At 63.3% G+C, this 23,600-nt stretch carries 23 protein-coding genes and 1 pseudogene; 4 read left to right on the forward strand and 20 right to left on the reverse strand.

Annotated features, from left to right (window positions below):
- Positions 1-39 precede the first annotated feature (39 nt).
- The 10 genes from lon to ylqF all read right to left on the reverse strand — a co-directional run bounded on the left by lon (position 40) and on the right by ylqF (position 11,097).
- On the reverse strand, positions 40-2,463 hold the full coding sequence (gene lon / locus D1641_RS00710; RefSeq protein WP_160662470.1) for an endopeptidase La: 2,424 nt from the start codon (positions 2,461-2,463) through the stop codon (positions 40-42).
- A gap of 201 nt (positions 2,464-2,664) precedes the next feature.
- The gene (clpX, locus tag D1641_RS00715; RefSeq protein ID WP_160662471.1) at positions 2,665-3,990 is read right to left on the reverse strand and encodes an ATP-dependent Clp protease ATP-binding subunit ClpX; all 1,326 of its coding nucleotides are present in this window, start codon (positions 3,988-3,990) and stop codon (positions 2,665-2,667) included.
- Between the two features lie 63 nt (positions 3,991-4,053).
- Positions 4,054-4,635 (reverse strand): ATP-dependent Clp endopeptidase proteolytic subunit ClpP, encoded by a 582-nt coding sequence (gene clpP, locus D1641_RS00720; RefSeq protein WP_160662472.1) that lies wholly within the window; start codon positions 4,633-4,635, stop codon positions 4,054-4,056.
- Between the two features lie 122 nt (positions 4,636-4,757).
- Entirely contained in the window at positions 4,758-6,134 is a 1,377-nt protein-coding gene (tig, locus tag D1641_RS00725) for a trigger factor (protein WP_160662473.1), read from the reverse strand.
- 206 nt (positions 6,135-6,340) lie between these two features.
- Positions 6,341-7,030 (reverse strand): metallophosphoesterase, encoded by a 690-nt coding sequence (locus D1641_RS00730; protein ID WP_160662474.1) that lies wholly within the window; start codon positions 7,028-7,030, stop codon positions 6,341-6,343.
- Positions 7,031-7,034: 4 nt separating this feature from the next.
- Positions 7,035-8,519: a threonine synthase gene (gene thrC, locus D1641_RS00735; RefSeq protein WP_160662475.1), complete on the reverse strand. Its 1,485-nt coding sequence runs from the start codon at positions 8,517-8,519 to the stop codon at positions 7,035-7,037.
- Positions 8,520-8,667: 148 nt separating this feature from the next.
- Positions 8,668-9,036 carry a YraN family protein gene (locus tag D1641_RS00740; protein ID WP_160662476.1) on the reverse strand — a complete coding sequence of 123 codons (369 nt, stop codon included), beginning with the start codon at positions 9,034-9,036 and terminating at the stop codon, positions 8,668-8,670.
- A complete protein-coding gene (locus D1641_RS00745; RefSeq protein ID WP_160662499.1) occupies positions 9,033-9,638 on the reverse strand; it encodes a ribonuclease HII in 606 nt (201 codons plus the stop codon). The genes D1641_RS00740 and D1641_RS00745 overlap by 4 nt, the downstream gene beginning before the upstream one ends.
- 71 nt (positions 9,639-9,709) lie before the next feature.
- Positions 9,710-10,225: a hypothetical protein gene (locus D1641_RS00750; RefSeq protein WP_160662477.1), complete on the reverse strand. Its 516-nt coding sequence runs from the start codon at positions 10,223-10,225 to the stop codon at positions 9,710-9,712.
- Positions 10,222-11,097, reverse strand: a complete 876-nt coding sequence (gene ylqF / locus D1641_RS00755) for a ribosome biogenesis GTPase YlqF (protein WP_160662478.1) — start codon at positions 11,095-11,097, stop codon at positions 10,222-10,224. Before ylqF ends, D1641_RS00750 begins: the two co-directional genes overlap by 4 nt.
- A gap of 226 nt (positions 11,098-11,323) precedes the next feature.
- On the opposite strand from ylqF, the gene D1641_RS00760 reads away from it, so the two are divergent.
- From D1641_RS00760 to D1641_RS00770, 3 genes are all read left to right on the forward strand, one after another.
- Positions 11,324-12,025, forward strand: a complete 702-nt coding sequence (locus D1641_RS00760; RefSeq protein ID WP_160662479.1) for a F420-0--gamma-glutamyl ligase — start codon at positions 11,324-11,326, stop codon at positions 12,023-12,025.
- A 93-nt stretch (positions 12,026-12,118) separates the two neighbouring features.
- Complete coding sequence (locus tag D1641_RS00765) at positions 12,119-12,889, forward strand: TraX family protein (protein ID WP_160662480.1); 771 nt, start codon at positions 12,119-12,121, stop codon at positions 12,887-12,889.
- A gap of 95 nt (positions 12,890-12,984) precedes the next feature.
- Positions 12,985-13,140 (forward strand): hypothetical protein, encoded by a 156-nt coding sequence (locus tag D1641_RS00770; RefSeq protein WP_160662481.1) that lies wholly within the window; start codon positions 12,985-12,987, stop codon positions 13,138-13,140.
- A gap of 38 nt (positions 13,141-13,178) precedes the next feature.
- On the opposite strand, the gene rplS is transcribed toward D1641_RS00770, so the two are convergent.
- The 5 genes from rplS to D1641_RS00795 form a co-directional block, all read right to left on the reverse strand.
- A complete protein-coding gene (rplS, locus tag D1641_RS00775) occupies positions 13,179-13,520 on the reverse strand; it encodes a 50S ribosomal protein L19 (protein ID WP_160662482.1) in 342 nt (113 codons plus the stop codon).
- A 129-nt stretch (positions 13,521-13,649) separates the two neighbouring features.
- Positions 13,650-14,447 (reverse strand): Nif3-like dinuclear metal center hexameric protein, encoded by a 798-nt coding sequence (locus D1641_RS00780; RefSeq protein WP_160662483.1) that lies wholly within the window; start codon positions 14,445-14,447, stop codon positions 13,650-13,652.
- Positions 14,435-15,136: a class I SAM-dependent methyltransferase gene (locus tag D1641_RS00785; protein WP_160662484.1), complete on the reverse strand. Its 702-nt coding sequence runs from the start codon at positions 15,134-15,136 to the stop codon at positions 14,435-14,437. Before D1641_RS00785 ends, D1641_RS00780 begins: the two co-directional genes overlap by 13 nt.
- On the reverse strand, positions 15,133-15,726 hold the full coding sequence (locus tag D1641_RS00790) for a flavodoxin family protein (RefSeq protein ID WP_160662485.1): 594 nt from the start codon (positions 15,724-15,726) through the stop codon (positions 15,133-15,135). Before D1641_RS00790 ends, D1641_RS00785 begins: the two co-directional genes overlap by 4 nt.
- Before the next feature lie 102 nt (positions 15,727-15,828).
- Entirely contained in the window at positions 15,829-16,026 is a 198-nt protein-coding gene (locus D1641_RS00795; RefSeq protein ID WP_201757169.1) for a DUF1858 domain-containing protein, read from the reverse strand.
- 140 nt (positions 16,027-16,166) lie between these two features.
- Between D1641_RS00795 and D1641_RS00800 the strand changes: the two genes are divergently transcribed.
- Positions 16,167-16,820 carry a YoaK family protein gene (locus tag D1641_RS00800; RefSeq protein WP_160662486.1) on the forward strand — a complete coding sequence of 218 codons (654 nt, stop codon included), beginning with the start codon at positions 16,167-16,169 and terminating at the stop codon, positions 16,818-16,820.
- Positions 16,821-16,823: 3 nt separating this feature from the next.
- Here the strand turns inward: D1641_RS00800 and D1641_RS00805 are convergent, their stop codons facing one another.
- The 5 genes and pseudogenes from D1641_RS00805 to D1641_RS00825 all read right to left on the reverse strand — a co-directional run.
- Entirely contained in the window at positions 16,824-17,669 is an 846-nt protein-coding gene (locus D1641_RS00805; RefSeq protein WP_160662487.1) for a bifunctional 5,10-methylenetetrahydrofolate dehydrogenase/5,10-methenyltetrahydrofolate cyclohydrolase, read from the reverse strand.
- A gap of 3 nt (positions 17,670-17,672) precedes the next feature.
- Positions 17,673-18,632: a prolipoprotein diacylglyceryl transferase gene (gene lgt / locus D1641_RS00810; RefSeq protein WP_160662488.1), complete on the reverse strand. Its 960-nt coding sequence runs from the start codon at positions 18,630-18,632 to the stop codon at positions 17,673-17,675.
- Positions 18,629-19,906, reverse strand: coding sequence for a pitrilysin family protein (locus D1641_RS00815; protein WP_160662489.1), 1,278 nt, complete (start codon positions 19,904-19,906; stop codon positions 18,629-18,631). The genes lgt and D1641_RS00815 overlap by 4 nt, the downstream gene beginning before the upstream one ends.
- 3 nt (positions 19,907-19,909) lie before the next feature.
- Positions 19,910-21,193, reverse strand: coding sequence for an insulinase family protein (locus D1641_RS00820; protein WP_160662490.1), 1,284 nt, complete (start codon positions 21,191-21,193; stop codon positions 19,910-19,912).
- A gap of 248 nt (positions 21,194-21,441) precedes the next feature.
- A pseudogene (locus tag D1641_RS00825) lies at positions 21,442-23,600 on the reverse strand (hypothetical protein); the annotation flags it as partial.

Here is a 23,600-nt window from a genome sequence, read left to right on the forward strand (position 1 = left end):
TTCGTTCTGGATCAGGCGGGGCGGCGCAGAGGCCGCCCCCTACTGCCTCAGCCGGGAGCCGCCCTCGGGCGCGGGCGGGACGGCGGGCAGCTCCTCCGTCTTTCTGGGTCTGCCCCTCCTCCGGGGGACGGGGGCCTCCACAGGCCGGTTCAGCGCCTGGGCCAGCACCTGGTCCGCCCGCTCCACCAGGATGAACTGGAGGGCCTTCCGCACCGTCTGGTCGATCTCCTCCAGGTCTTTGTCGTTGTCGGCGGGGATAATCACTGTCTTGATCCCGTTTCGGAAGGCGGCCATGGTCTTTTCCTTCAGCCCGCCTATGGGCAGCACACGCCCCCGGAGGGTGACCTCCCCGGTCATGGCAAGCCCCCGGCGCACCGGGGTCCCGGTGAGGGCGGACACCATGGCGGTGGTGATGGCGATGCCGGCGGAGGGGCCGTCCTTGGGCACCGCACCCTCGGGAAAGTGGACGTGGATGTCCTTCTCCTTGTAGAAGTCAGCGGGAATGCCCAGCCGGTCAGCCTGGCTGCGGATGAAGCTCAAGGCGGCGTGGGCCGACTCCTTCATCACATCCCCCAGGTTGCCGGTGAGCTCCACCTTGCCGGAGCCGGAAATCACGTTGACCTCCACCTCCAGCAGCTCGCCCCCCACGGAGGTCCAGGCCAGGCCGTTGACCACGCCCACACGCTCCTCCAGGGCCTGGCGCTCCGGGTGATACCTGGGCACCCCCAGATACTCCTCCAGGTCCTTCTCAGTAACCTTGAGGGCCGTCGCCTCCTCCGACACCACCTTCATGGCCGCCCTGCGGCAGACGGCGGCCAGACGGCGCTCCAGCACGCGGACCCCCGACTCCCGGGTGTAGGAGGCAATGAGCTCCCGCAGGGCGCCGTCGGACACCTTCAGCTGTGCCTTTGTCAGTCCGTGGCGCTTCAGCTCCTTGGGGAGCAGGTGGCGCTTGGAAATCTGCACCTTCTCCTCGTCGGTGTAGCTCGATAGCTCGATGATCTCCATCCGGTCCAGCAGGGGCCGGGGGATGGTGTCGGTGGTGTTGGCGGTGGTGATGAACAGCACATCGGACAGGTCGAAGGGCACCTCCAGGAAATTGTCCCGGAAGGAGGCGTTCTGCTCCCCATCCAGCACCTCCAGCAGAGCGGAGGCCGGGTCCCCCCGGTGATCATAGCCCAGCTTGTCGATCTCGTCCAGGAGGATGAGGGGGTTGCAGCTCTGGGCCTGGTTGATGGCGTTGATAATCCGCCCGGGCATGGCTCCCACATAGGTCTTGCGGTGTCCCCTGATCTCCGCCTCATCGCTGACGCCCCCCAGAGAGACCCGGGCCAGCTTCCGGTTCATGGCCCGGGCCATGGACATGGCGATGGAGGTCTTGCCCACCCCCGGCGGGCCCGCCAGACAGATGATCTGCCCCTTCAGCTGAGGGGCCAGCTGCTTGACGGCCACAAACTCCAAAATGCGCTTCTTCACCTTCTCCAGGCCGAAGTGGTCCCGGTCCAGCGCCTTCCGGACGGCGTCTACGTTAATCTTCTCCCTGGTGGACTTCCCCCAGGGCAGCTCCAGGCAGATGTCCAGGTAATTGCGCAGGACGGAGCTCTCGGCGGAGCTGTAGCCCTGCTTGGCCAGCCGGCCCAGCTCCCGGTTCAGCTTCTCCCGCACCTGGCCGGGCAGCTTGGCCCGGGCGATCTTCTCCCGGTACTCCTCAATCTCGTCGGCCTCCTCCCCCAGTTCGGCCTGGATGGCCTTGATCTGCTCCCGGAGGTAGTAGTCCCGCTGGTGCTCGCTCATCTGCTCCCGGGCCCGCTCCTGAATCTCCTGGTCCAGAGACAGGATCTCCACCTCCCGCTCCAGCAGGTGGTAGAGCTTCTCCAGGCGGCGGGCTGGGCGCAGCTCCTCCAGAACCGTCTGCTTATCCGTGTTGCGCATGGGGATGTTCTGAGCGATATAGTCGGCAATGTGGCCGGGGTCCTGGCTGGCCAATACATGGACCAGCAGGTCGGGGGACAGCTTGGGGGAGAGCTCGCCGTAATTCTGGAACAGCTCGTAGGCCGCGCGCATCAGCGCCTCCATTTTTGCGCTGATGCGGACGGGCGCGGGAGAAATCTCCCGCACCTCCCCCTCCAGATAGGGCTCGGCGCGCAGAAGCTGGACCAGCCGGCCCCGGGCCCGGCCCTCCACCATCACCCGCACGTTGTCTCCGGGCATCCGGAGAATCTGGCGGATGTCAGAGATGGTGCCCACCTGATACAGGTCGTCCGCCTCCGGCTCCTCCACCCCGATGTCCTTCTGGCCCACCAGAAACACAGGGCTGCCAGCGGCCATGGCGGCCTCCAGCGCCCGGACGGAGGTCTCCCGGGCCACCTCAAAGTGGATCAGCACATTGGGAAACACCGTCAGCCCCCGCAGGGCAATGACGGGCATGGTGCTCGTATCCAAAATATCCCACTCTTTCGACATGGTTTTCACTTCCTTTCCAGGGATGCGCCCAAAAGCTCCCCCCACGTGGGGGAACTGTCGAGCAAAGCGAGACTGAGGGGGGCTTCCCCCCTCCGCCCTCTTCGAGGGCACCTCCCCCACAAGAGGGGGAGACTTTTGAGCAGGGCAGACGCCCCGCCGCCCCGCTCAGGGGTACTGCGGGGCGTCTGTCAATTTTTGCTGTCAGCCGGCCCGACCGTGACGGCCAGCGCTCTTGGGGTGCTCCACCTGGAGCGTGGTCCGGCCCAGCTTGGGCCGCTGGGTGCGCTCCGGGTCCCGGGTCAGCTCAGGGGACTGTCTGTCCTTGACACAGCCCTCGGTGATAGACACCTTGACGATGGTGGGGTCGGAGGGGATGTCATACATAATCTGGGTCATGACCTCCTCCAGAATGGCACGCAGGCCACGGGCTCCGATCTCCCGGGCCACGGCCCGGTCGGCCACCGCCTCCAGCGCCTCCTGGGTAAAGTCCAGCTCCACCTGGTCGTAGTCAAGCAGAGCCTGATACTGCTTCACCAGGGCGTTCTTGGGCTCGGTGAGGATACGCACCATCTGGCCCCGGTCCAAGGACTCCAGGGTGGTAACCACTGGCAGGCGGCCCACCAGCTCGGGGATGATGCCGTATTTGAGCAGGTCCTGGGGCTGGATCTCCTTCATCAGCTGGCCCACATTGCGCTCCTTCTTGCTCTGGATCTCAGCGCCGAAGCCCAAAGACCGCTTGTCCAGCCGGTGCTCAATGATCTTGTCGATGCCGTCGAAGGCGCCGCCGCAGATGAAGAGGATGTTGTGGGTGTCGATCTGAATGAACTCCTGGTGGGGGTGCTTCCGCCCGCCCTGGGGGGGGACGTTGGCAACGGTGCCCTCCAGAATCTTCAGCAGGGCTTGCTGCACGCCCTCGCCGGACACATCCCGGGTGATGGAGGTATTTTCGCTCTTCCGGGCGATTTTATCCATCTCGTCAATATAGATGATGCCCCGCTCGGCCAGCTCGACGTCGTAGTCGGCGGCCTGGACCAGACGCAGGAGGATGTTCTCCACGTCGTCGCCCACGTAGCCCGCCTCGGTGAGGGTGGTGGCGTCGGCGATGGCGAAGGGGACCCTCAGCACCCGGGCCAGGGTCTGGGCGAAGAGGGTCTTGCCGCATCCGGTGGGGCCCATGAGGAGGATATTGCTCTTTTGCAGCTCCACGTCCTCGCCGCCGCCGAAGTAGATGCGCTTATAGTGGTTATACACCGCCACGGACAGGGCCACCTTGGCCTGCTCCTGGCCGATGATATACTGGTCCAGGACGGCGTGAATCTCCTTGGGAGTGGGGATGACGTCGGGCATGTCCCCGGGGAACTGCTCCAGCTCATCCGTCAGAAAGGGGTCCGCCCCCATGGCCTCTACACACAGATTGACACACTCGTCACAGATGTAGACGCCCGGGCCGGCAATCATCCGCTTCACCTGATCCTGGTGCTTGCCGCAGAAGGAGCAGCGGATTCGTTTATCATCATTCTTTGCCATGGGAATACACCTCATTACTTGGGGATGGGCGGGCCGGACGGCCCGCTCTTGGGAAGGGAAAGCTTACCGCTTATCCAGCACCTTGTCCACCAGGCCGTACTCCAGGGCCTCCTGGGCGGTCATAAAGTTATCCCGCTCGCAGTCGGCGGTGACCACCTCAATGGACTTGCCGGTGTTTTCCGCCAGAATGCGGTTCATCCGGGTCTTGACAATCTCCAGCCGCTTCAGGTGGATAGCCATATCGGTGATCTGGCCCTGGGTTCCGGCGGAGGGCTGGTGAATCATAATCTCGGCGTTGGGCAGGGCCAGCCGCTTGCCCTTGGTCCCGGAGGACAACAGGAAGGCCCCCATAGAGGCGGCCATGCCGATGCAGATGGTGGACACGTCGCACTTGATATACTGCATGGTATCGTAGATAGCCATGCCGTCGGTAACAGAGCCGCCGGGACTGTTGATATAGAACTGGATGTCCTTGTCCGGGTCCTGGGCCTCCAGATACAGCAGCTGGGCCACGATCAGGGAGGCGGTGGTTGCGTTGACCTCCTCGGAAAGCATGACAATACGGTCGTTGAGCAGGCGGGAGAAGATGTCGTAGGAACGCTCGCCCCGGTTGGTCTGTTCAACTACATAGGGAACTAAGCTCATAGTGTTACTCCTTTTTTCCAATAAGATACCAGATTATACCCATATCGGGAAAAAATCATTCCTCCCAGGATATAGGGTCATGCCCGGAGCGGCGCGGGCCGCTCCGGGACATGCGGTTGTACTTACTCGGCCTGGGGCTCCTCAGCCGCGGACTCCTCGGTCTTTTTCTTTCGAGTGCGCTTGGGCTTCTCCTCCCCCTCCGCAGTCTCCTTTTTGGCGGCCTTCTTCTTGGTGGCCTTGGCTTTGGAGATGACCAGCTCGCTGGCCTTGCGCAGCATCAGGTCCTTCTTCAGCTCGTCAGCGGAGACAACGGCTCTCACCCGCTCGAGCTCCATCTTATACTGCTCGGCCAGCTTGGCCAGCTCCGCCTCATACTCCTCGTCGGAGACCTCCAGGCCCTCGGCCTTGGCTACGGCGGTGAGGGCCAGCTCGGCCTGGACCTGCTTCAGGGCGGAGGGCTTGGCGGAGGCGCGCATCATCTCGGGGGTCATGCCCATCATGGACAGGTACTGGTCCATGGAGATGCCCTGGCTCTGGATACGCATGGCGTAGTCGTCCATGAGCCGGTCGGTCTGGACCTCCACCATGCCGTCGGGCACCTCGCACTCCATATTCTCCACCAGCTGGTCGATCACGGCGTTCTCAAATTCGCTCCTGGCCTGGGCCTCCCGGCGCTGCTGGAGCTTCTCCCCCAGGTCCTTGCGGAAGTCGGCCAGGGTCTCGAACTCAGACACGTCCTTGGTAAACTCGTCGTCCACCTCGGGGACCTGAGACTCCTTCACCTCGTTGACTTTCACATGGAATACCACCGCCTTGCCGGCCAGCTCGGCGTGGTAGTCCTCGGGGAAGGTGATGTCGATGTCCTTCTCCTCGCCGGCCTTCATGCCGGTCACCTGCTCCTCAAAGCCGGGGACAAAGGTGCCAGAGCCCAGCTTCAGCTCGTAGTTGGTGCCCTTGCCGCCCTCAAAGGGGGTGCCGTTGTCAAAGCCCTCGAAGTCGATGACGGCGGTGTCCCCCTTCTTGGCCTTGCGCTTCACGCTGACCAGGCGGGTGGCCCGTTCGATGTAAGGCTTGAGCTCCTCGTCGATATCCTTCTCAGTGACCTTGACCTCCTCCTTGGGGGCGGACAGGCCCAGATACTCGCCCAGCTTGGCCTCGGGGCGGACAGAGACCAGCGCCTTGAAGGTGAAGCCGTCCTTACCCACCTCCACGATCTCCATCTTGGGGTAGCCCACATCGTCCAGGCCCTGCTCCTTCACGGCCTCCTCGTAGGCGGCGGGGTAGAGCTCGTTGATGGCGTCCTCATAGAACACGCCGGCGCCGTACATCCCCTCAATAATCTTCCGGGGGGCCTTGCCCTTGCGGAAGCCGGGAACGTTCATGCGGCCGCGGGTCTTCAGATAGACCTTCTGAATGGCGGCCTCAAAGGCTTCGGCCTCCACCTGGATGGTGAGCTCGACGGTGCTCTTCTCTTTCTTCTCAACACTGGTGACCTTCATTTGTCAATTTCCTCCTGTGCGCCCCGTCGTCCTTCTCCCGGCGGCAGAGCCTTTTTACTTTCGCCACGACATTCTATCAGAAACGCGGCGGTTTGAACAGTCTTTTTTTGAAATTTCCCTGAAATTTTCCTATTTCATTTCTGGCCGGACCCTAAATCAGGCATTTTGACGGGAGTTTCGCATGTAGGGGCTGATATTATCCGCCCCTACAGGATCCGCACTGGCCGAAAGCCCACATAGTCGGCGGCCACCAGGCGGTAGTCCACCCTCCCCTGCAATCCGGTGACAGCCAGGCGGTGGCTGCCCCCGTGGAGGTGGCCGTAGCAGCAGGTTTTCACGCCATACCCCTCAAGCAGGTCGATGATCTCCTGACAGCGATAGCCCTGGTACAGGGGCGGGTAGTGGAGAAAGCACAGCTTCTCCCGCTCCCCCGCCGCCTTGAGGGATGCCTCCAGCCGGATCAGCTCCCGGTTGAACACCTTGGCCGAGTGCTCCCCCCGGTCCTCCTCATAGAACCAGCCCCGGGTGCCGCACAGGGCGGTCTCCCCGTACAGATGGCAGTTGTTGTGAAGGATGTCCAGGGTGGAAAAGCCGTTGTCCGCGAAAAACCGCTTCATTTTGGCGGCGGTCATCCACCAGTAGTCGTGGTTGCCCTTGAGGAGGAGCTTCCGTCCCCCGGGCAGGGCGTCCAGAAAGGCGAAGTCCTCCCGGGCCTCCTCCAGGCTCATGCCCCAGGACACATCTCCGCAGATCACCACGGTATCCTCCTGGGACACTGCGGCGTAAAAGCCCTCCCTCAGCTTGTCCACATAGCCCGTCCAGCCCCCGCCGAACACGTCCATGGGCTTGCCGGCGGACAGGGACAGGTGGGTGTCTCCAATGGCGTACAGGGCCATGGGCTCACTCCAGCAGGGACCGCACCGCGTCCAGCATGTGGTCCTTCTCCACCACCTGGCTGAAGCGGACCGTCTTGCTCCGCAGGCCGGCCAGGGGCGCGGGGGCGGGCAGGCCTGTCTTTGCGGTGAGCTGGTCCAGGGCGTCCAGGCCGGAGGCGGGAGCCGTCTCCCCCAGGGCCTCCAGCACGCTGCCGCTGAACTTGAAGGGGCTGGCGGTGGAGGCCACGATGGCGGGGGTGTTGTCCCCCGTCTCCTGACGGTACTGCTCCAGGGCGGAAAAGGCCACGGCGGTGTGGGTGTCGATGAGGTAGCCGAACCTGTCATACACCGACCTGATGACCCGCTGGGTCTCCCGGTCGTCGCAGAAGTAGCCCTTAAACCGCTTCTGGAGGCGGTCCTTGATCCTGTCGCTCACCTGATACCGGCCGGAGGCGGCCAGCTGGGCCATATAGCCCTTCACCTCAGCCGGGTCCTGGGTGAGGGAGTAGAGCAGCCGCTCCAGGTTGGAGGAGATCAGGATATCCATGGAGGGGGACATGGTGTTGTGGAAGGGGCGGTTGCGGTCATAGACTCCCTCCCGGATGAAGTCGGTGAGGACATTGTTGCTGTTGGAGGCGCAGATCAGCTGGCCGATGGGCAGGCCCATCTCCCGGACGTAGTAGGCGGCCAGGATGTTGCCGAAGTTGCCGGTGGGCACACAGACATTCACCGTCTGGCCGGGGGCAAGCTTCTCATCCCGGAGCAGGTCGCAGCAGGCGGAGACATAGTAGACCAGCTGGGGCAGCACCCGGCCCCAGTTGATGGAGTTGGCGGAGGAGAAGAGATACCCCTTCTTCGCCAGGGCCTGGCGGACCTCCTCATTGGAGAACAGCTCCTTCACTCCGGTCTGGGCATCGTCAAAGTTGCCCACCACGGCGCACACGCCCACATTGCCCCCCTCCTGGGTGAGCATTTGCAGCTCCTGGATCTGAGACACCCCGTCCTTGGGGTAGAAAACCAGGATTTTCGTCCGAGGCACATCCTTAAAGCCCTCCAGAGCCCCCTTTCCCGTGTCGCCCGAGGTGGCCACCAGGATGCACACCGTCTTGTCCTCCTCCGTTTTGGTCAGGGAGGCGGTGAGCAGGTGGGGCAGCATCTGCAGGGCCATGTCCTTAAAGGCGCTGGTGGGGCCATGCCACAGCTCCAGGCAGTGGGTGCTCCCGTCCACCGTGCGCACCGGGGCCACCGCCGGGGTATCGAACTTGTCCGGGCCATAGGCGGCATTGGCAAAGTCGGTGAGCTCCTTGACAGAGAACTCCTCCAAAAACATCTTCATGATGTACACCGCCCGCTGCTGATAGGCCATGGCCTTCAGGTCCTCCAGTGCATTGCCCGGCAGCTTGGGGATGTAAAACGGGGTCAGCAGGCCACCGTCCTTGGCCAGGCCCTGGGTGATGGCCTGAGAGGCGGAGTACTGAATGGTGTTGTCCCGTGTGCTGATATACCGCATAGCAATCCTTCCTTATTTCGTAATGTGGCTCCTATTATGCCAGCTTTCCATAGAAAGGTCAAGTTTTTTTCCGGGTTTCTGTATGGGCGGTTTTTGCCGCCCGTAACATACCCCCGCTGTCCCGGCGGGCGGCCCCTGCCTGCGTCCTTTAAAACACATTTTCCAAATGGTGGATCTCCGGCCTGGCGGTATGGACCCCCTGGGGGGCGTAGACCTCGATCACGTCGAAGCGGGGCTGAAGTTCGGTGGGGTGCTCCATCAGATAGAGCTCCGCTGCCGCCCGCAGCCTGTCCTGCTTGCGCCGGTCCACAAATTCCGCCGCCGCGCCGTAGGCCGCGCTCTTGCGCAGCTTGACCTCCACAAAGCAGAGGAACGTCCCGTCCTCCGCCACCAGGTCCAGCTCTCCGAAGCGGCACCTCCAGTTAGCGGCCAGGAGGGCGAATCCCTTTTGGCGCAGGTGCTCCGCCGCCCGGCTCTCCCCCCACCGGCCCAGCAGCCGGCTGTCCTGGCCGCTCACCGCTTCTTCATAAAGGTCCGGCGGTGGATGGGACAGGGGCCATACTGGGCCAGCAGCTCCCGGTGGAGCTTGGTGCCGTAGCCCTTGTGCCTTTCAAAGCGGTACTCCGGGTATTTTTCCGCCATCTCCACCATAAAGCGGTCCCGGCTCACCTTGGCCAGGATGGAAGCCGCCGCGATGGAGGCCGACAGGCTGTCCCCCTTCACCACGCAGCGGTGGGGGGCGGTGATGGCAGCGCTTCTGCCGTGGTCCCGGTTGCCGTCGATGAGGGCAAAATCGGGCTCTTGAGGCAGGGCGTCAATAGCCAGCTGCATGGCCTTCATCCTCGCGCTGAGGATGTCCGTCCGGTCGATCTCCGCCGCCTCCACACAGGTCACCGACCAGGCCAGGGCCTTCTCCTGTATGACAGGAAACAGGGCCTCCCGCTTCTTCTCCGTCAGCTTTTTGGAGTCGTCCAGGCCGGGGATGTCCACACCCAGGGGCAGGATCACCGCCGCGGCGTACACCGGCCCGGCCAGGGGGCCCGCCCCCGCCTCGTCACAGCCGCAGATGGTGGTATAGCCCTCTGCAAGCGCTTCCTTCTCATACTGCCAAACATCCATAATGATTTCTCCTTTCAGCAGGCCGCAATGGCGCAGGTCCTCTGTTTCATTCTGCATCGGACTCCTTCCGATCAGGTATCCCTCCGCCGGAATATGCTGTCATATACGTCGGTAAAGTCTGGCGGCCCCGACGTTTTTGAGGGGCGGACCAGCCCTTTTTTACAAAGCAGCTGCACAAATGCCTGATAGCCCCAGTGGAGCTGCATAATCACAATCTGTTTGCCGTCCGGAAATGCAAAAAACAATCCGCTCATCCCCGGAAGTCCGGATTTCAGCGCCCCCAGGCCATGCAGGGTGACACCGTACTTGTCCAAATCCTCCCAGCGGCAGGACCGGCGGTCCCGGCGGGAGAGCACAAAGACAGCCATTGTCTCATCATAGAGCAGGCAGGCCCGGCCCCGGTATATGATCCGGCAGGTGAGGAGGCCCGCGATTCCCCAAAAGAGCACCGCAGACGCCAGCGCCTCCCAAAGCGCAGTCTCTCCCGCCAGCAGCTCCCAAATTGCCAATCCGCCGCAGGCCGCAAACAGCAGGCATACCAGCCATATTATGACCATACTCAGCCGGCCCGGTCCTACCCGTCTCATGTCTCCGGCACCTCCAGAGTAAACTGCCCCAGCCGGCTCCCCCGGTACTCGTCCAGGAGAACCCGGGCCATGCGCTCGGTGTCCAGCTCCCCGCCGGAGATCCGCATCCCCCGCTTGGCGGCACAGGCCTGGAGAAGCCGGTATCCGTAAGCCACATCGTTCTCCCCCTCCTCCCGGGAGGGGACCTCGGCCAGCTTATAGCCGTCCATCAGCGCCCGGGGATACCGCTCCCCCAGCAGGACCATAAAGTGGCATCCCAAAGTCTCCACGTCCATGATCTCGTCCTTCACCGCCCCGGTGAAGGCCAGATTCATGCCGGTGGTCTCGTCCTCAAACTTGGGCCAGAGGATGCCCGGCGTGTCCAGCAGGTCCAGCCCCCGGTCCACGTGGACCCACTGCTTCCCCCGGGTGACGCCGGGGCGGTCGCCGGCCTTGGCGGATTTCCGCTTGGCTACCTTATTGATAAAGGTGGACTTGCCCACATTGGGCACCCCCACCACCATGGCCCGCACCGGACGGCCCACCTGGCCCTTCTCCCGCCACCTGGCGATCTGCTCCCGGAGCACCCCCTGAACCACCGCAGAAAACTGGCTGATGCCCTTTCCCGAGCGGGCGTCGGTCTCCAGGACGGAGTGCCCCTGGCCCCGGAAATACGCCCCCCAGGCCTTATTTTGAGCGGGATCGGCCTGGTCCGCCCGGTTGAGGACGATAAGCCGGGGCTTGCCGGCGCAGACGGCATCGATGTCCGGGTTACGGCTGGAGACCGGGATGCGGGCGTCGATAATCTCCACCACGATGTCCACCAGCTTCAAGTCGGCCTCAATCTGCCGCCGGGTCTTGGTCATATGGCCGGGATACCACTGGATATTCATACGCGCCTCCTGAAGCTTCATAAATTCATAAATACTTTATAAGCCTTTTTTAATTTCTTCTTTACTTCAAATTAAAGAGTCTTTGATAGTCTATTTTCCGTCGTGAATGGGGATATTATGGAAGAATGTTCAAAAACTCGCTTCTCTTTTGATGCGGGTTTGATGGCATTTCGATGCCGTATTCTCATAATCTAAACTATATACCACACAGAAAGGGGAGCTTCTCTTGAAGTTCTGCGCCAATCAGGGCAAGCAGGTCACCATCCAGGCCGGAGACAGAACCTACGCCCGCCACGCCATCGCCACGCATTTTGTCCAGTCGGGTGAGAGCTACCTCGACCTGATCGAGACCTACGTCAAGCCAGTTTACCAGCCGGGGGACATCCTCTCCTCCAGCGAGAAGGTCATCGCCCTGTGTCAGGGGCGGGTGGTCACCGAGGAGCAGGTCAGGCCCGGCTTCTGGGCCAAACTTCTCTCCCGCTTTGTCCACCAGACCTCGGCGGGGCCGGGAATGGGTCTGCCCACCAAGATGCAGTTCGCCATCAACCAGTGCGGGCTGGGCAGGGTGCTCTGGGCCGCCATCCGGGCCGGCTTCGACAAGCTGCGGGGGGTGCGCGGCACCTTCTACCGTCTGCTGGGGGAGGAGGTCCGGGGGCTGGACGGCTTCTACGGCGAGGATATCCCGGAGTACGCCCACATGGGTGTCCGGGTTCCCAGCGAGCCGGATAAGGTCTGCGACGAGGTCTTTGAGAAAACGGGTGTAATGATGATGATCGTGGATGCCAATGACCTGGATGTGGAGCTGCTGGGCCGGTGCGGCCAGCTGAAGGACCGGAATCCCGATCAGTTGTCCGCTCTGATAGCGGACAACCCTGCCGGACAGGGCCGGCAGCTCACGCCCTTTATCTTGATTCGGGAGGTCTCTTAAAAGCTTCAGAAACTTGTAAGAAATCTATCCACCTTTTTGTAAGGTTTTTCTGATACCCTCTCTGGTATCCAAACCAGAGAGGAGTCTTATATCATGAGCTTTTTTACCCTGAAAATCATTGCCCTGCTGTCCATGCTGTGGGACCACGTAACCCACGTCTGGCCCCTGTCCCTGACGCTGGAGCTGCTCTTCCTCCCCGACGCCGTGGAGACTGTCCCAGCACTGCTGGCCCTCCAGCGGGCCACCGACTATCTGGGCCGCATCGCCGCCCCCATCTTTCTGTTCTCCATCGCCAACGGATACCGGCACACCCGGGATTTGAAAAAGTACGCCCTGCGGCTGCTGGTCTTCGCCTGTCTGGCGGAGTATCCCTATTATCTCCTGTTCGGCTTCCACGGCAACATCATGTTTACCCTGCTGCTTGGCCTGCTCACCCTGCGGCTCATGGACTGGGGCAACGAAAAGCGGGCCGGGCTGGGGTATCTGCTAACCGCCGGGGTGGTGATCGCCGCCCAATGTCTGAGCCTGACTGAGGGCAATGGGGCCTACATCCTGTTCATCCTGGTCTTTTACCGGACAGAACACTGGCCGGTCCATCGAAAGGCTCTTCTGTGGCTGTTTCTTATGCCCTTATCCCGGTATAAGCTGATCTGGATGTTCTTCTCGGAACAGCTGTTTACATATCGCTGGTTTCATATGCTGTGCATCAACGCTGTTGGTCCTCTGCTGGGGGTGGCGTTCACCTTTTTCTACAACGGCAAGAAGGGGCGAACCTTCCCGGGGGACAAATACCTGTGGTACGTCTTTTACCCCGCCCACTTACTGCTGCTGGGACTGGCGCAAAAGGCGCTGCTGGGGGCATAATGGACATCACTATTACAGTCTTGCTAAATTCGTAATATTACGCTATAATAATGGTATAAACAATATTCCTTGAAACGACACAAGGAGGAAAGGATATGACAGCTATGACAGACAAGCAGATGCAGTTTATCGCCTGGCTTATTACCACCGCCACCGATAAGTGCAAGGACATGGACGAGGTCCGAAAGATGAACGAAGAAATCCGCAAACACTCTGCTGGATTAAAGGACGAAACGGAAAACGAGGAATAATTTAAGAAAAAGGAGCGGCAAAGCCGCTCCTTTTTTGATTACAGCGCTTCCTTGACCTTGGCGGCCTTGCCCACGCGGTCGCGCAGGTAGTACAGCTTGGCGCGGCGCACCTTGCCCTTGCGGACAACCTCCACCTTCTCCACGGAGGGAGCGTGCAGGGGGAACACCTTCTCCACGCCGATACCGTAGGAGATGCGGCGGACAGTGAAGCTCTCCTCGATGCCGCCGTGCTTCTTGGCGATGACGGTGCCCTCGAAGACCTGGATACGCTCACGGCTGCCCTCTTTGACCCGCAGGTGCACACGGACGGTGTCGCCGATGCTCACCTTGGGGGGCTCTGCCTTTGTGTACTTCTCGGTAAATGCTTTCATCAGATCCATGATTGTTTTCCTCCTGTTGTATAGGCGTTCATTCCGGCCCTGACTTCCTCTCTGGAGGCGCCGCAGAGGACCGCCCGTTATTCAGACCAAAATAGTGTACCACAGGAGTTTCCAGATTGCAAGGGTTTTTTACACCGATTTATAAACTTCCTTGTGAACCTCTGACAGGCGCACCTCCACATCCTGGAAGGTCTCAGACAGCCACCGGACCCAGGGCCCGCACACCACGTTCTCCGTGGGGAAGTGGCCGGCGTCCAGCAGGTTCAGGCCCAGGGCCTTGGCCTCCAGGAACTGGTCATATTTCACATCGGCGGTGACAAAGGTGTCGCAGCCCTGGGCGATGACGTCCCCCAGCATGGAGCCGCAGGCACCGCCCCCCACCGCCACCCGCCGGACCGGCTTCCCGCTGCTTACGCAGCGGACGCAGGCGGAGCCCAGCCTCTCCTTGACGAAGGCGGCGTACTCCCCGGCAGACTGCCCGGGCCGGTGGACCGTTCCCACCCGGCCGATGCCGTAGGGCCGGCCCTGGTCGTCCACCCCCGCCTGCTGGAGCTGGCCGATCTCCGTCAGCTCCAGCGCCTCGGCCAGGCAGTCGTTGACTCCGCCGCGGGCGGCGTCCAGGTTGGTGTGGGCGCAGATGGCGGCAATTCTGTTCTCGATCAGCGCCAGCAAAATCTCCCCGGTGGGGGTCCCATCGGTGATCCACTTCACCGGGTGGAAGATGACCGGGTGGTGGGCCACAATCAGCTGGGCGCCCAGCTGGGCCGCCTCCTCCACCACCTCACGGGTGATGTCCAGAGACACCAGAATTTTTGTGACCTCCTGGTGCCTCCGGCCCACCAGGAAACCGGCGTTGTCAAAATCCTCCTGAATCTTAAACGGAGAAAAAGCATCAATAAACTGGCATATGTTCACTACTTTTGGCATATTTCCCACTCCTTTTTCATCTCCAGAAGGCCGGCGCGGACCTCCTCCAGCGCCCGCTTCCGGGAGAGGACCTCCTCCCCCCGGGCCCGGGACATACCCTCCAGAGCCCGGCCCGTCCGGGCAATCCACATGTCCAGCCAGGCCCCCCGCAGGGGGTCAGCCCTGTTTTTCCCCGCCCACAGCTCCGCCGGAGACAGGGTGCCCATCTCCCCCGCCCGGACGGACAGGGCGGTGTACAGGGTCTCCCCCTCCCGGGCCAGCCGCTCCTCCTCAATGCGAAATCCGTTTCCCTGGAGCCAGCCCCGCAGCTCGGCCATGGAGGACATGGGCTGCAAAATCAGGGGCACATCCCTCTCCCGAACCCAGGGGGCGGCCTCCAGAATGGCGGCGATGGTCTCCCCGCCCATGCCGGCGATGACCACTGCGTCCACCTCGTCAGGACGGATGCCCGTCAGCCCGTCGCACAGCCGGAAGGCCACCCTCCCCGTCAGCCCCGCCCGGCGCACCGTCTCTCTGGCCCGGGCCAGGGGACCCTGGCGCAGGTCGGCGGCAATGGCGAAGGGAATTTTCTCCTCCAAAATCAGGGCGGCGGGGAGATAGGCGTGGTCGGTGCCCACGTCGGCCAGACGGACGCCGGTAGGCACCAGCTCCGCCGCCATCCGCAGCCGGGGCGTCAGTTCTATTCTCATAGCTCCTCCGCCCGGATAGCCATGCGGAGCGCCTGGGCGAAGTCCCGCGCCGCCTGCTCCCGGTCCTCATTCAGAAAGGGCTCCGTCCCGCCCCAGTCCCGGCGGCACAGAATGCCCAGATACTCCACATTCCCATGGCGGCACCAGCGCCTGACGCCCTCCTCCCACAGGTCGGCCCCCCGCTCCGGGGGATAGCCGCAGGTGGTCAGGGTGGCCGCCCGCCGGCCCTCCAGCAGCTTCGGGCCCCTCTCCCGGCCGTAGTTCTTCACCCCGGCGTAGATCGCCCGGTCCATCAGGACCTTCATGGGTGGGGTACAGTACCAGGAATAGATGGGGGTGGCGAAAATCAGGGCGTCGCAGGCCGCCATGGACCGGAAAATTTCCTCAAAATCGTCCTCCTGGACACAGCCCAGCTCCTTCAGACGGTCCTGACAGGTCCCGCACCCCAGACAGGGGTCTATTTTTTTGTCATAGAGCCAGATGGTCTCGGTCTCCACCTCCATGGCGGCGCACTCCTCTAAAAAGGGGCGCAGCACGGCGGCGGTGTTGCCCTCCCTTCGGGGGCTGCCCATCAAAATGCAGAATTTCATCTCGCTCACCTCAGAATGGAACATTTGTATTATCATACCACAAAAATCCGGGGCTGTAAAGAGCAGAATGGCCGCCCTCCCGAAGGAGAGCGGCCGGCATTCTCACGCTTCGATCAGCTTGTTGACCTGGGCAAGCAGCTCGTTCACGTCCACGCCGTGGACCATACAGGCCTCCTCCACGGTCTCGCCCTGAGAGGCGGGGCAGCCCAGGCAGTGCATGCCGATGCCCATAAACAGGGGGGCGGCCTGGGGGGCGATCTTCAGGATATCGCCGATCACGGTGTCTTTGGTAATGGTCATGATAAAATTCCTCCATCTTTCTTTGGGATGGGGATAGTATACCCTAAGGGCGTTTTTTTTGCAACGGATTTTTTTACTTTTCTTTTTCCCCAAACTCTGCTATGATTGGGTGACTCAAACTGAAATGCGAGATGACCGATATGGAAGCCCAAACCTGTCCCGCCGGGGAGCGTCTGCTCCCCGTGGCGCTCCTCACCCTCTCCGGCGGCCTCCAGGACGCCTACACCTACTTCTGCCGGGGCCATGTGTTTGCCAACGCCCAGACCGGCAACATCGTCCTGCTTGGGCAGAGCCTGTTTTCCGGCAATCTGTCCCAGGCCGTCCGCTACCTGTTTCCCCTGCTTGCCTTCGCCCTGGGGATAGCGGCGGCGGAGGGAATCCGCTGCTCCCGGCCAGGGCGGCCGCAGTGGCAGCAGCGGGTGCTGCTGTGGGAGATCATCCTGCTCTTTCTGGTGGGCTTCCTGCCCCGCTCTCTGAATCAGCTGGCCAACACCCTGGTCTCCTTTTCCTGTGCCATGCAGGTCCAGACCTTCCGCCGGGTAGAGGGTTTCGCTTTTGCCAGCACGATGTGCATCGGCAATCTGCGGGGCGGCACCGACGCGCTGTGCGCCTTTCTGCGCACTGGAGACCCGCAGGAGGGCCGAAAGGCCAGGCTGTATTTTACCGTCATCCTCCTGTTTGCCCTGGGGGCCGGGGCAGGGAGCCTGAGCCTGACATACCTGGGCCCCCGGGCCATCTGGCTGTCCTGTATACTGCTGGCCGCCGGTTTCGGGCTGCTGACCCGCACGGCATAGAAATTACCCTTTCCCGTGATCCAGGGCGGCGGACAGCACCTGCTCCATCAGCACTGCCCGGGTGACGGGCCCCGTCCCCCCGGGGACGGGGGTGATCCAGGCGGCTTTTTCTGCGGCGGCCTCATAGTCCACGTCACCGCACAGCTTTCCCTGGGCGTTTCGGTTCATGGCCACGTCGATGACCACTGCCCCCTCCTTCACCATGTCCCCGGTAATCAGGCCGGGCCGGCCGGCGGCGGAGACCAGGATGTCCGCCCGGCGGCACTCGGCGGCCAGGTCGGGGGTCCTGGAGTGACAAATGGTGACGGTTCCGTTCTTCTCCAGCAGCAGCAGAGCCTGGGGCTTGCCTACCACATGGGACCGGCCCACCACCACGCAGCGCTTCCCCGCCGGGTCGATGTGATATGCCTCCAGCAGGCGCATCACCCCCGCCGGGGTGCAGGGCCGGAGGCTCCCTCCGCCCAGGAGCAGCTGTCCCAGATTGGCCGGGTTGACACAGTCCACGTCCTTGTCGGGCCGGATCGCCAGCAGGGCGGCCTTTTCATCCAGGTGCCCGGGCAGGGGGAGCAGAAGGAGGATGCCGTCGATGTCCTCCCGGCGGTTGAGGGTGTCAATCACCCCCAGCAGGTCCTCCTGACACACCTCCGACGGCAGGCGGAAGGTGTCGTAGTAGATGCCGCAGGCCTGGCAGTCCTTCCGCTTCCCGGCCTCATAGGCCAGGGCGGCGGGGTCCTCCCCCACCAGCACCACGGCCATGCCCGGCCTGCGGGTCATCTGCTCCGTCCGGAGCCGCACCTGTTCCTTCATTTCGGCCGCAAGGGCCTTTCCGTCCATAACAACAGCCGCCACAGCTCATCCCTCCTTGGCATCCTCTTCGGCCCGGGCCGCCTGGGCGGCCAGCCGGTCCACGAAGAGCTCAGGTCCTCGATTGCGGTATTTCCACAGCGCCCAGATCAGCACCGCCCCCGCGGTCACGCAGGTAATCGCGGCGAAGAGCTGAGACACCCGGATGGGCATGCCGAACAGTTCCCAGCCGAAGAGATACAGGCTGTCGGTGCGCAGGCCCTCGATCCAGGTCCGGCCCAGACCGTACCAGAAGAAGTAGAACAGGAAGCACTCCCCGTCAAATTTCCGCTTTCTCCCCATGAAATAGACCATTATCAGCCCCACAAAATTCCAGGCCGACTCATAAAAGAAGGTGGGATGTACCCCCAGCGCACCGCTGAGGATGGCCTCATACTCCGCCTGGTCCACATAGCCCCAGCGCAGCATGTCGGCGGCAATGGAGTTCCCGCTCATCCGCCAGGGCAGGGCGGTGGCGGAGCCAAAGGCCTCCACGTTCATGAAGTTGCCCCACCGGCCGATGAGCTGGCCGATGAACAGACCGTGGACCCCCAGGTCGGCATAGGCCAGAAAGCTGAGCCTCTTCACACGGCAGAAGATCAGCAGGATGATGGCCGAGGAGATGATGGCCCCGTAGATGGCTAAGCCGCCGTCCCCATAGCTGACAATGGCCCCCCAGTCCAGCGAGCCATCCGCCCGGCGGTAGATGTCCAGGTTGAACACCACATAGTACACCCGGACGGCCACCAGGGCGGCGGGGACGGCAAAGAGCATCATGTCGATAATGTTGTCCTCACTGATGCCAAACCGCTTCCCCCAGCGGGTGCACAGATACACCGCCAGGATCAGCCCGCAGGTGATGATGACCCCGTACCAGTAGACGGGCCGGTCCAGAACCGGGATGGTAAACGCCACCCGGTTCAGGGTGAGCTCCAGCCCCAGGCCGGGGAAGGATATGGTGTTAATCATGTCTCCTCCTTGGCCCGGACCACCGACAGGGCGGTGCGCTCCTCTGTGACCCAGCCGGCAATGAGCTCCTCCGCCTCCTTCTTGGTGATGGCATCGAACAGGTCGGCAAAGCGCAGGAAGTCATATCCGGCAAAGAAGGCCTGGGCCTGGCCCACGCACAGGTTTTCAAAGGAGTTCAGGCCCCGGACCCGGTTGCCGTAGACCCCCTTCTTCACCCGCTCCCAGAGGGCGGGGTCCACCCCCTCCCGGCCGATGCGGGCGGCCTCCTCCGCCACCGCCATGCGCACGGCCTCCGGGTCTCTGGATTCGCCGCTGGCTAACAGAAAGGCACAGCCGGGATCGCTCTCATAGCCGTAGGAGAACTCCTGGTTAATCAGCCCCTCCCGGTACAGCTTGGCGTACAGAGGGGTGGAGCTGCCCAGCAGCACCTCCAGGGCCAGCTCGCCCACCAGCTCCTGGCGCAGGCGCTCCTCCCCGTTCCGCTTGGCGTCCCCTTTCCAGCCCAGCTGGAAGATGGGGGCGGACACCTCCATCCGCTCCTCAATGAGGGACTGGGCCGCCCGGGGCTCCTCCCGCTCGCCGTAGTCCTTGGCGGCGATGGGCCCGGCCTCCTTGGGCAGAATTTCCCGGGCAACGGCGCAGATATGCTCCGGGTCCACCGGGCCGGCCACGCACAGGGTCATGTTGGCCGGGTCGTAGAAGGCCTTGTGGCAGGCGTAGAGGGTCTCGGGGGTGATTTTGGCGATGGACTCCACGCTGCCCGCCACGCTCTCCCGGATGGGGTGGTGCTTGAACAGAGCCTTCATCAGGTTCATATAGCATTTCCAGTGGGGGTCGTCCTCGATCATGCCGATCTCCTGGCCGATGATCCCCCGCTCCTTGTCCACGCTCTCCCGGGTGAACCAGGGGACGGAGACGAAGGACAGCAGGATGCGGAGATTCTCCTCAAACTTCTCGGTGGAGTCGAAGTAGTAGCCCGTAATGGCGTTACTGGTAAAGGCGTTGGGGTTTGCCCCGTTGGCCGCCAGGTCCTGGAGGGCGTTGCCCTCCTCCGTGTCGAACATCTTGTGCTCCAAATAGTGGGCCACCCCTGCGGGGGTGTCGTGCCACTCCCCGGCCAGGCAGAAGCGCATGTCCATGCCGCCGTAGTTGGTGGCAAAAAAGGCGTAGCCCTTCTGGAACTCGGGCTTGGGGAAGACAAACACATTCAGGCCGTTTTCCAGCTTCTCGTGGTACATGCTCTCCCCCACCCGGACAAATTCAAGCTTTTCCATGGCTCAGCCCTCCTTTCCTTTCAGGAAGTAGATGGTATCCAGCTCCAGCTTTTGGGCGGCGGCGGCCACCTGCTCCCGGGTAATCTTCTCGAGCCGGGCGGCCAGCTCCTCCGGGCCCTCCTCCAGTCCGGCGGCAGCCTGTCCCAGCCAGAACTCCTCCTGCCGGCCCTGGTCGTCCAGGACAGCCCGGCACATTCCGATGAGGGTGCGGCGGGAGCCCTCCAGCTCCCAGTCCTCGATTTCGCCCCGCTTGACCGCCTCCAGCTGGGCCAGAATCTCATCCTTCGCGGTCTGATACTTGTCAAACTCGATGCCCGAGGACACCAGCATCAGCCCCTTCATCTTCTCCAGGACAGCGCTGGCATAGTAGCACAGAGACAGCTTCTCCCGCACGTTCATAAACAGCTTGGACAGGGTGGTGCCGCCATAGACGGCCACCGCCAGGTAAAGGGCGGGGAACTCATTCTCCCAGCAGGTCAGGCCCCCGGTGCGGAACCCCAGCGCCAGCTTGCCCTGGGTCACGTCCATGGCCTCCTCCACCAGAACGGGCTCGGGCCCGGCGGTCACCCTGACCTCGCAGTCTGGGTCTGCCCGGTTCTCATTCACCGGCAGCCTGGCAAGGGCGCACCTCAGCGCCTCCGCCACCCGGTCCGGGTCGGCGGAGCCGCAGTAGTAGACCTCCACCTGGGCGGTGCGCAGCAGCTCCTGATACCGCTCCCACAGGCTCTCCGGGGTGATGGCCGCAACGCTCTCCTCGTCCCCCAGCTTGTCCGCGCCGAAGGCCTCATATCTGCACATCTCCTGGGCCAGGCGCTGGACGGCATAGGTGCGCTTGTCGTTGATCTGGGCCCGGATGCGGTCGATGAGGTTGGCCTTCTCCCCTGCGGTGTAGTCGGGGCAGAAATGTCCGTCCTGGGTATAGGGGTTCAGCAGCAGCTCCCCCAGCAGGTCGGCGGCGGGCTCCAGAATCTTTTCCCCCTTCAGGGCGTAGGCGTCGTCCAGAAAGCTGGCCGCGAAGCCCACACACTGGGTCTCCCCCTTCTTCCGCACTGCCGGTTCAATGGCCCCGCCGTACAGCTCGTCCAGGGCGGCGGACAGAGACTCCAGGTCCGGGTGAATCGCCGAACCCCGGCGGAGCACCTCCGGGATGAGGGCGTTGGCCCCGGCGGTCCTCCTGTCCAGGGGGGCGAGCAGAGTGATGGACAGATAAGAGCTTTTGAATTTGTTGGTATGCACCGCACGCAGCCATACCCCGGGGAACAGCTCCCGGCGCGTCACTTGTGACATATCTTTGGTTCCTTTCCTGGAAAATTTTTTCCTTTATGGCAGATTTATCATACCACGTTTCAGGGGGGAAAGTAAAGGGGGATTTCACCATCTTCGGACGGCGGGCCGAGTCGTCCCGCCCTACACACCTTTCGCAGGGGGCGGCAACCCGGCGCCCCGTTTTCAGACGGCCGCCTCTTGTAGGGGCGGATATTGTCCGCCCGCTTTTACGGACACGGCCGGTCAACGCGGGCGCGCAATGCGCGCCCCTACACCGTGACCTCCAGTCTGTGCTCCCCCTCCAGCTCCAGCAGGGGGACGCCGCCCTCTGTCTCTCTGCCGTCCAGCCTGGCGGAGTAGGCCCCGGCACGCCGGACGGTAATGGTCAGATTTCCGCCGGGAAGGCTCCACCTGGCCTCATACCCCGGCCAGTCCGGGGGGAGGTTGGGCTCCACCGACAGCCGGCCCTCGGTGAGCTTCAGTCCCAGCAGCTCCCGGACGGCCGTCTGCCAGTACCACCCGGCGGCCCCGGTGTACCAGGACCACCCCGCCCGGCCGACCCGCCCGGGGGCATAGGACACATCGGCAGCGATGACATAGGGCTCGGCCCGATAGAGCTCCGTGGGGTGACGCTCCGGCAGAAGAGCCCTCAAAACGGCCCAGCCGTCGGCAGGGCGGTCCAGCCGGAAGCAGGCCATGGCCAGCCAGACGGAGGCGTGGGTGTACTGCCCGCCGTTCTCCCGCACCCCGGCGGGGTAGCCCTTGATATAGCCCGGGTCCTTCTCCCCCTGACTGTCAAAGGCCGGGGTGAAGAGCCGCACCACCCCATTTTCCCGGTTGAACAGGCGGTCCAGGGCGGCGGAGACGGCCTCGTCCGCCCGTCTGCGGTCCGTCCCGCCGGGAAAGGCGGCAAAGGACTGGGCGATGGAGTCAATCTGGCACTGATCGCTTTGGGCGGAGCCCAGAGGGGTTCCGTCCTCATAGTACCCCCGGCGATACCACCCGCCGTCCCAGGCGCTCTGGGCCGCCTCAAGAAGCCGGTCCGCGTGGCGCAGCAGGTCGTCAGCCCGGGCCTCCTCGTCCATCCGGCGGCAGAGGACAGAGAAGTCCTGCAAGGCCGCCGCCAGGAACCAGGTGAGCCACACGGATTCGCCCCCCACCTTGTCCATGCCGTCGTTCCAGTCGCCGCCCCCCATTTTCGCCAGGCCGTGAGGGCCGGTCCCCCGGCCCAGGGCGCACTGGATGGCGGCCAGACCGTGGCGGTACATGGTCTCCCGCCTCTCGCTCACCTGAGGAATCTCGTAGCGGTCCTTTTCCCCCCGCTCCAGGGGCCTTGCCGTGAGATAGGGCACCTCCTCCCTTAGAACAGCCCAGTCCCCGGTGGCGGTGCAATACTGGCTCAGCACCAAGGGCAGCCACAGCAGGTCGTCCGAGATGCGGGTGCGCACCCCGGCCCCCTGGGGCGGGTGCCACCAGTGCTGGACGTCTCCCTCCTCAAACTGCCGGGAGGCGGCCAGGAGCAGCTGCTCCCGGGCGCGCCGGGGCCAGGTGTACAGAAGGGAAGCGGCGTCCTGGAGCTGGTCCCGGAAACCAAAGGCCCCGCCGTTCTGGTACTGGCTGGTTCGGGCCATCAGCCGGCAGGCGATGACCTGATACAGACACCAGCCGTTGAGATAGCGGTCCAGCGCTCCGTCCGGGGTTTTTACTGTCAGGGCAGACACCCTCTCCCGCCACCAGGCCAGGGTTTTCTCCTGCTCCTCCCGGAAGCTCTCCCGGAGGAAGCGGGAACAGGGCCTGCCCCCCTTCTCCACCGTCACCAGGGCGGCGGTCTGGCCGTCGGACAAGGCGGTGGACAGGGGCTCCCCCTCCCCCAGGCGGCAGGTCAGCCGCCCGGAGGCCCCGGTGAGGGTAAAGCGGAGGATGCGCCGGTTCTCCTCCAGGGGAACGAAGGACTCTGTGACCAGTAGGGGCGGACATTGTCCGCCCGTTTTTGAGGTCTCCTCCAGCTCCTTCGTCCACCTGGCAAGACCGGGGCGGTAGGTGACTGCGCAGGGACAGCCGTCCCCAGCAGCGAATACAGAATATTCCCCTTCCTTTATACTGATTGTGATCGTTTCCTGTCCGCCCACCGCCAACGGATCGTTGGCCCAGGAGGTCAGCCTGTTCTCCCTGGAGTTTCCCCCAGACCAGAGAAAGCCCGCCCCGGTCTCGTCGGTGAGCCAGCCAAACTCCGGGTTGCATAACACCTGAGACCACCCCACCGGGGGAAGCTCCTCCCCGCAGCGGATGGTGACGGCGTCCCCCTCCACGGTCCAGGGGGCGGGGCCGGGAGACAGGCGGACCGGCAGCGGAGGAGAGATGGGGGGGTCTGGCGGGGCGGCGCAGAGGCCGCCCTCTGCGGGCAGCACCGCCTTCGCCCAGGCCAGCG

Origin of the sequence: Colidextribacter sp. OB.20 (assembly GCF_009911595.1) — a bacterium.
Taxonomy (GTDB): Bacteria; Bacillota; Clostridia; order Oscillospirales; family Oscillospiraceae; genus Lawsonibacter.

Bases quoted from the DNA above. Each gene is read 5' to 3' on its own strand.
- D1641_RS00795 (WP_201757169.1), bottom strand. From the start codon at position 16,026: ATGACCATTACCAAAGACACCGTGATCGGCGATATCCTGAAGATCGCC.
- D1641_RS00730 (WP_160662474.1), bottom strand. From the start codon at position 7,030: ATGGCCCTGTACGCCATTGGAGACACCCACCTGTCCCTGTCCGCCGGC.
- D1641_RS00815 (WP_160662489.1), bottom strand. From the start codon at position 19,906: ATGGAAAAGCTTGAATTTGTCCGGGTGGGGGAGAGCATGTACCACGAG.
- D1641_RS00785 (WP_160662484.1), bottom strand. From the start codon at position 15,136: ATGAGAATAGAACTGACGCCCCGGCTGCGGATGGCGGCGGAGCTGGTG.
- rplS (WP_160662482.1), bottom strand. From the start codon at position 13,520: ATGGATCTGATGAAAGCATTTACCGAGAAGTACACAAAGGCAGAGCCC.
- clpX (WP_160662471.1), bottom strand. From the start codon at position 3,990: ATGGCAAAGAATGATGATAAACGAATCCGCTGCTCCTTCTGCGGCAAG.
- D1641_RS00780 (WP_160662483.1), bottom strand. From the start codon at position 14,447: ATGCCAAAAGTAGTGAACATATGCCAGTTTATTGATGCTTTTTCTCCG.
- thrC (WP_160662475.1), bottom strand. From the start codon at position 8,519: ATGCGGTATATCAGCACACGGGACAACACCATTCAGTACTCCGCCTCT.
- ylqF (WP_160662478.1), bottom strand. From the start codon at position 11,097: ATGAATATCCAGTGGTATCCCGGCCATATGACCAAGACCCGGCGGCAG.
- D1641_RS00765 (WP_160662480.1), top strand. From the start codon at position 12,119: ATGAGCTTTTTTACCCTGAAAATCATTGCCCTGCTGTCCATGCTGTGG.
- lon (WP_160662470.1), bottom strand. From the start codon at position 2,463: ATGTCGAAAGAGTGGGATATTTTGGATACGAGCACCATGCCCGTCATT.
- D1641_RS00770 (WP_160662481.1), top strand. From the start codon at position 12,985: ATGACAGCTATGACAGACAAGCAGATGCAGTTTATCGCCTGGCTTATT.
- D1641_RS00820 (WP_160662490.1), bottom strand. From the start codon at position 21,193: ATGTCACAAGTGACGCGCCGGGAGCTGTTCCCCGGGGTATGGCTGCGT.
- D1641_RS00745 (WP_160662499.1), bottom strand. From the start codon at position 9,638: ATGGATGTTTGGCAGTATGAGAAGGAAGCGCTTGCAGAGGGCTATACC.
- D1641_RS00800 (WP_160662486.1), top strand. From the start codon at position 16,167: ATGGAAGCCCAAACCTGTCCCGCCGGGGAGCGTCTGCTCCCCGTGGCG.
- clpP (WP_160662472.1), bottom strand. From the start codon at position 4,635: ATGAGCTTAGTTCCCTATGTAGTTGAACAGACCAACCGGGGCGAGCGT.
- tig (WP_160662473.1), bottom strand. From the start codon at position 6,134: ATGAAGGTCACCAGTGTTGAGAAGAAAGAGAAGAGCACCGTCGAGCTC.
- D1641_RS00750 (WP_160662477.1), bottom strand. From the start codon at position 10,225: ATGAGACGGGTAGGACCGGGCCGGCTGAGTATGGTCATAATATGGCTG.
- lgt (WP_160662488.1), bottom strand. From the start codon at position 18,632: ATGATTAACACCATATCCTTCCCCGGCCTGGGGCTGGAGCTCACCCTG.
- D1641_RS00790 (WP_160662485.1), bottom strand. From the start codon at position 15,726: ATGAAATTCTGCATTTTGATGGGCAGCCCCCGAAGGGAGGGCAACACC.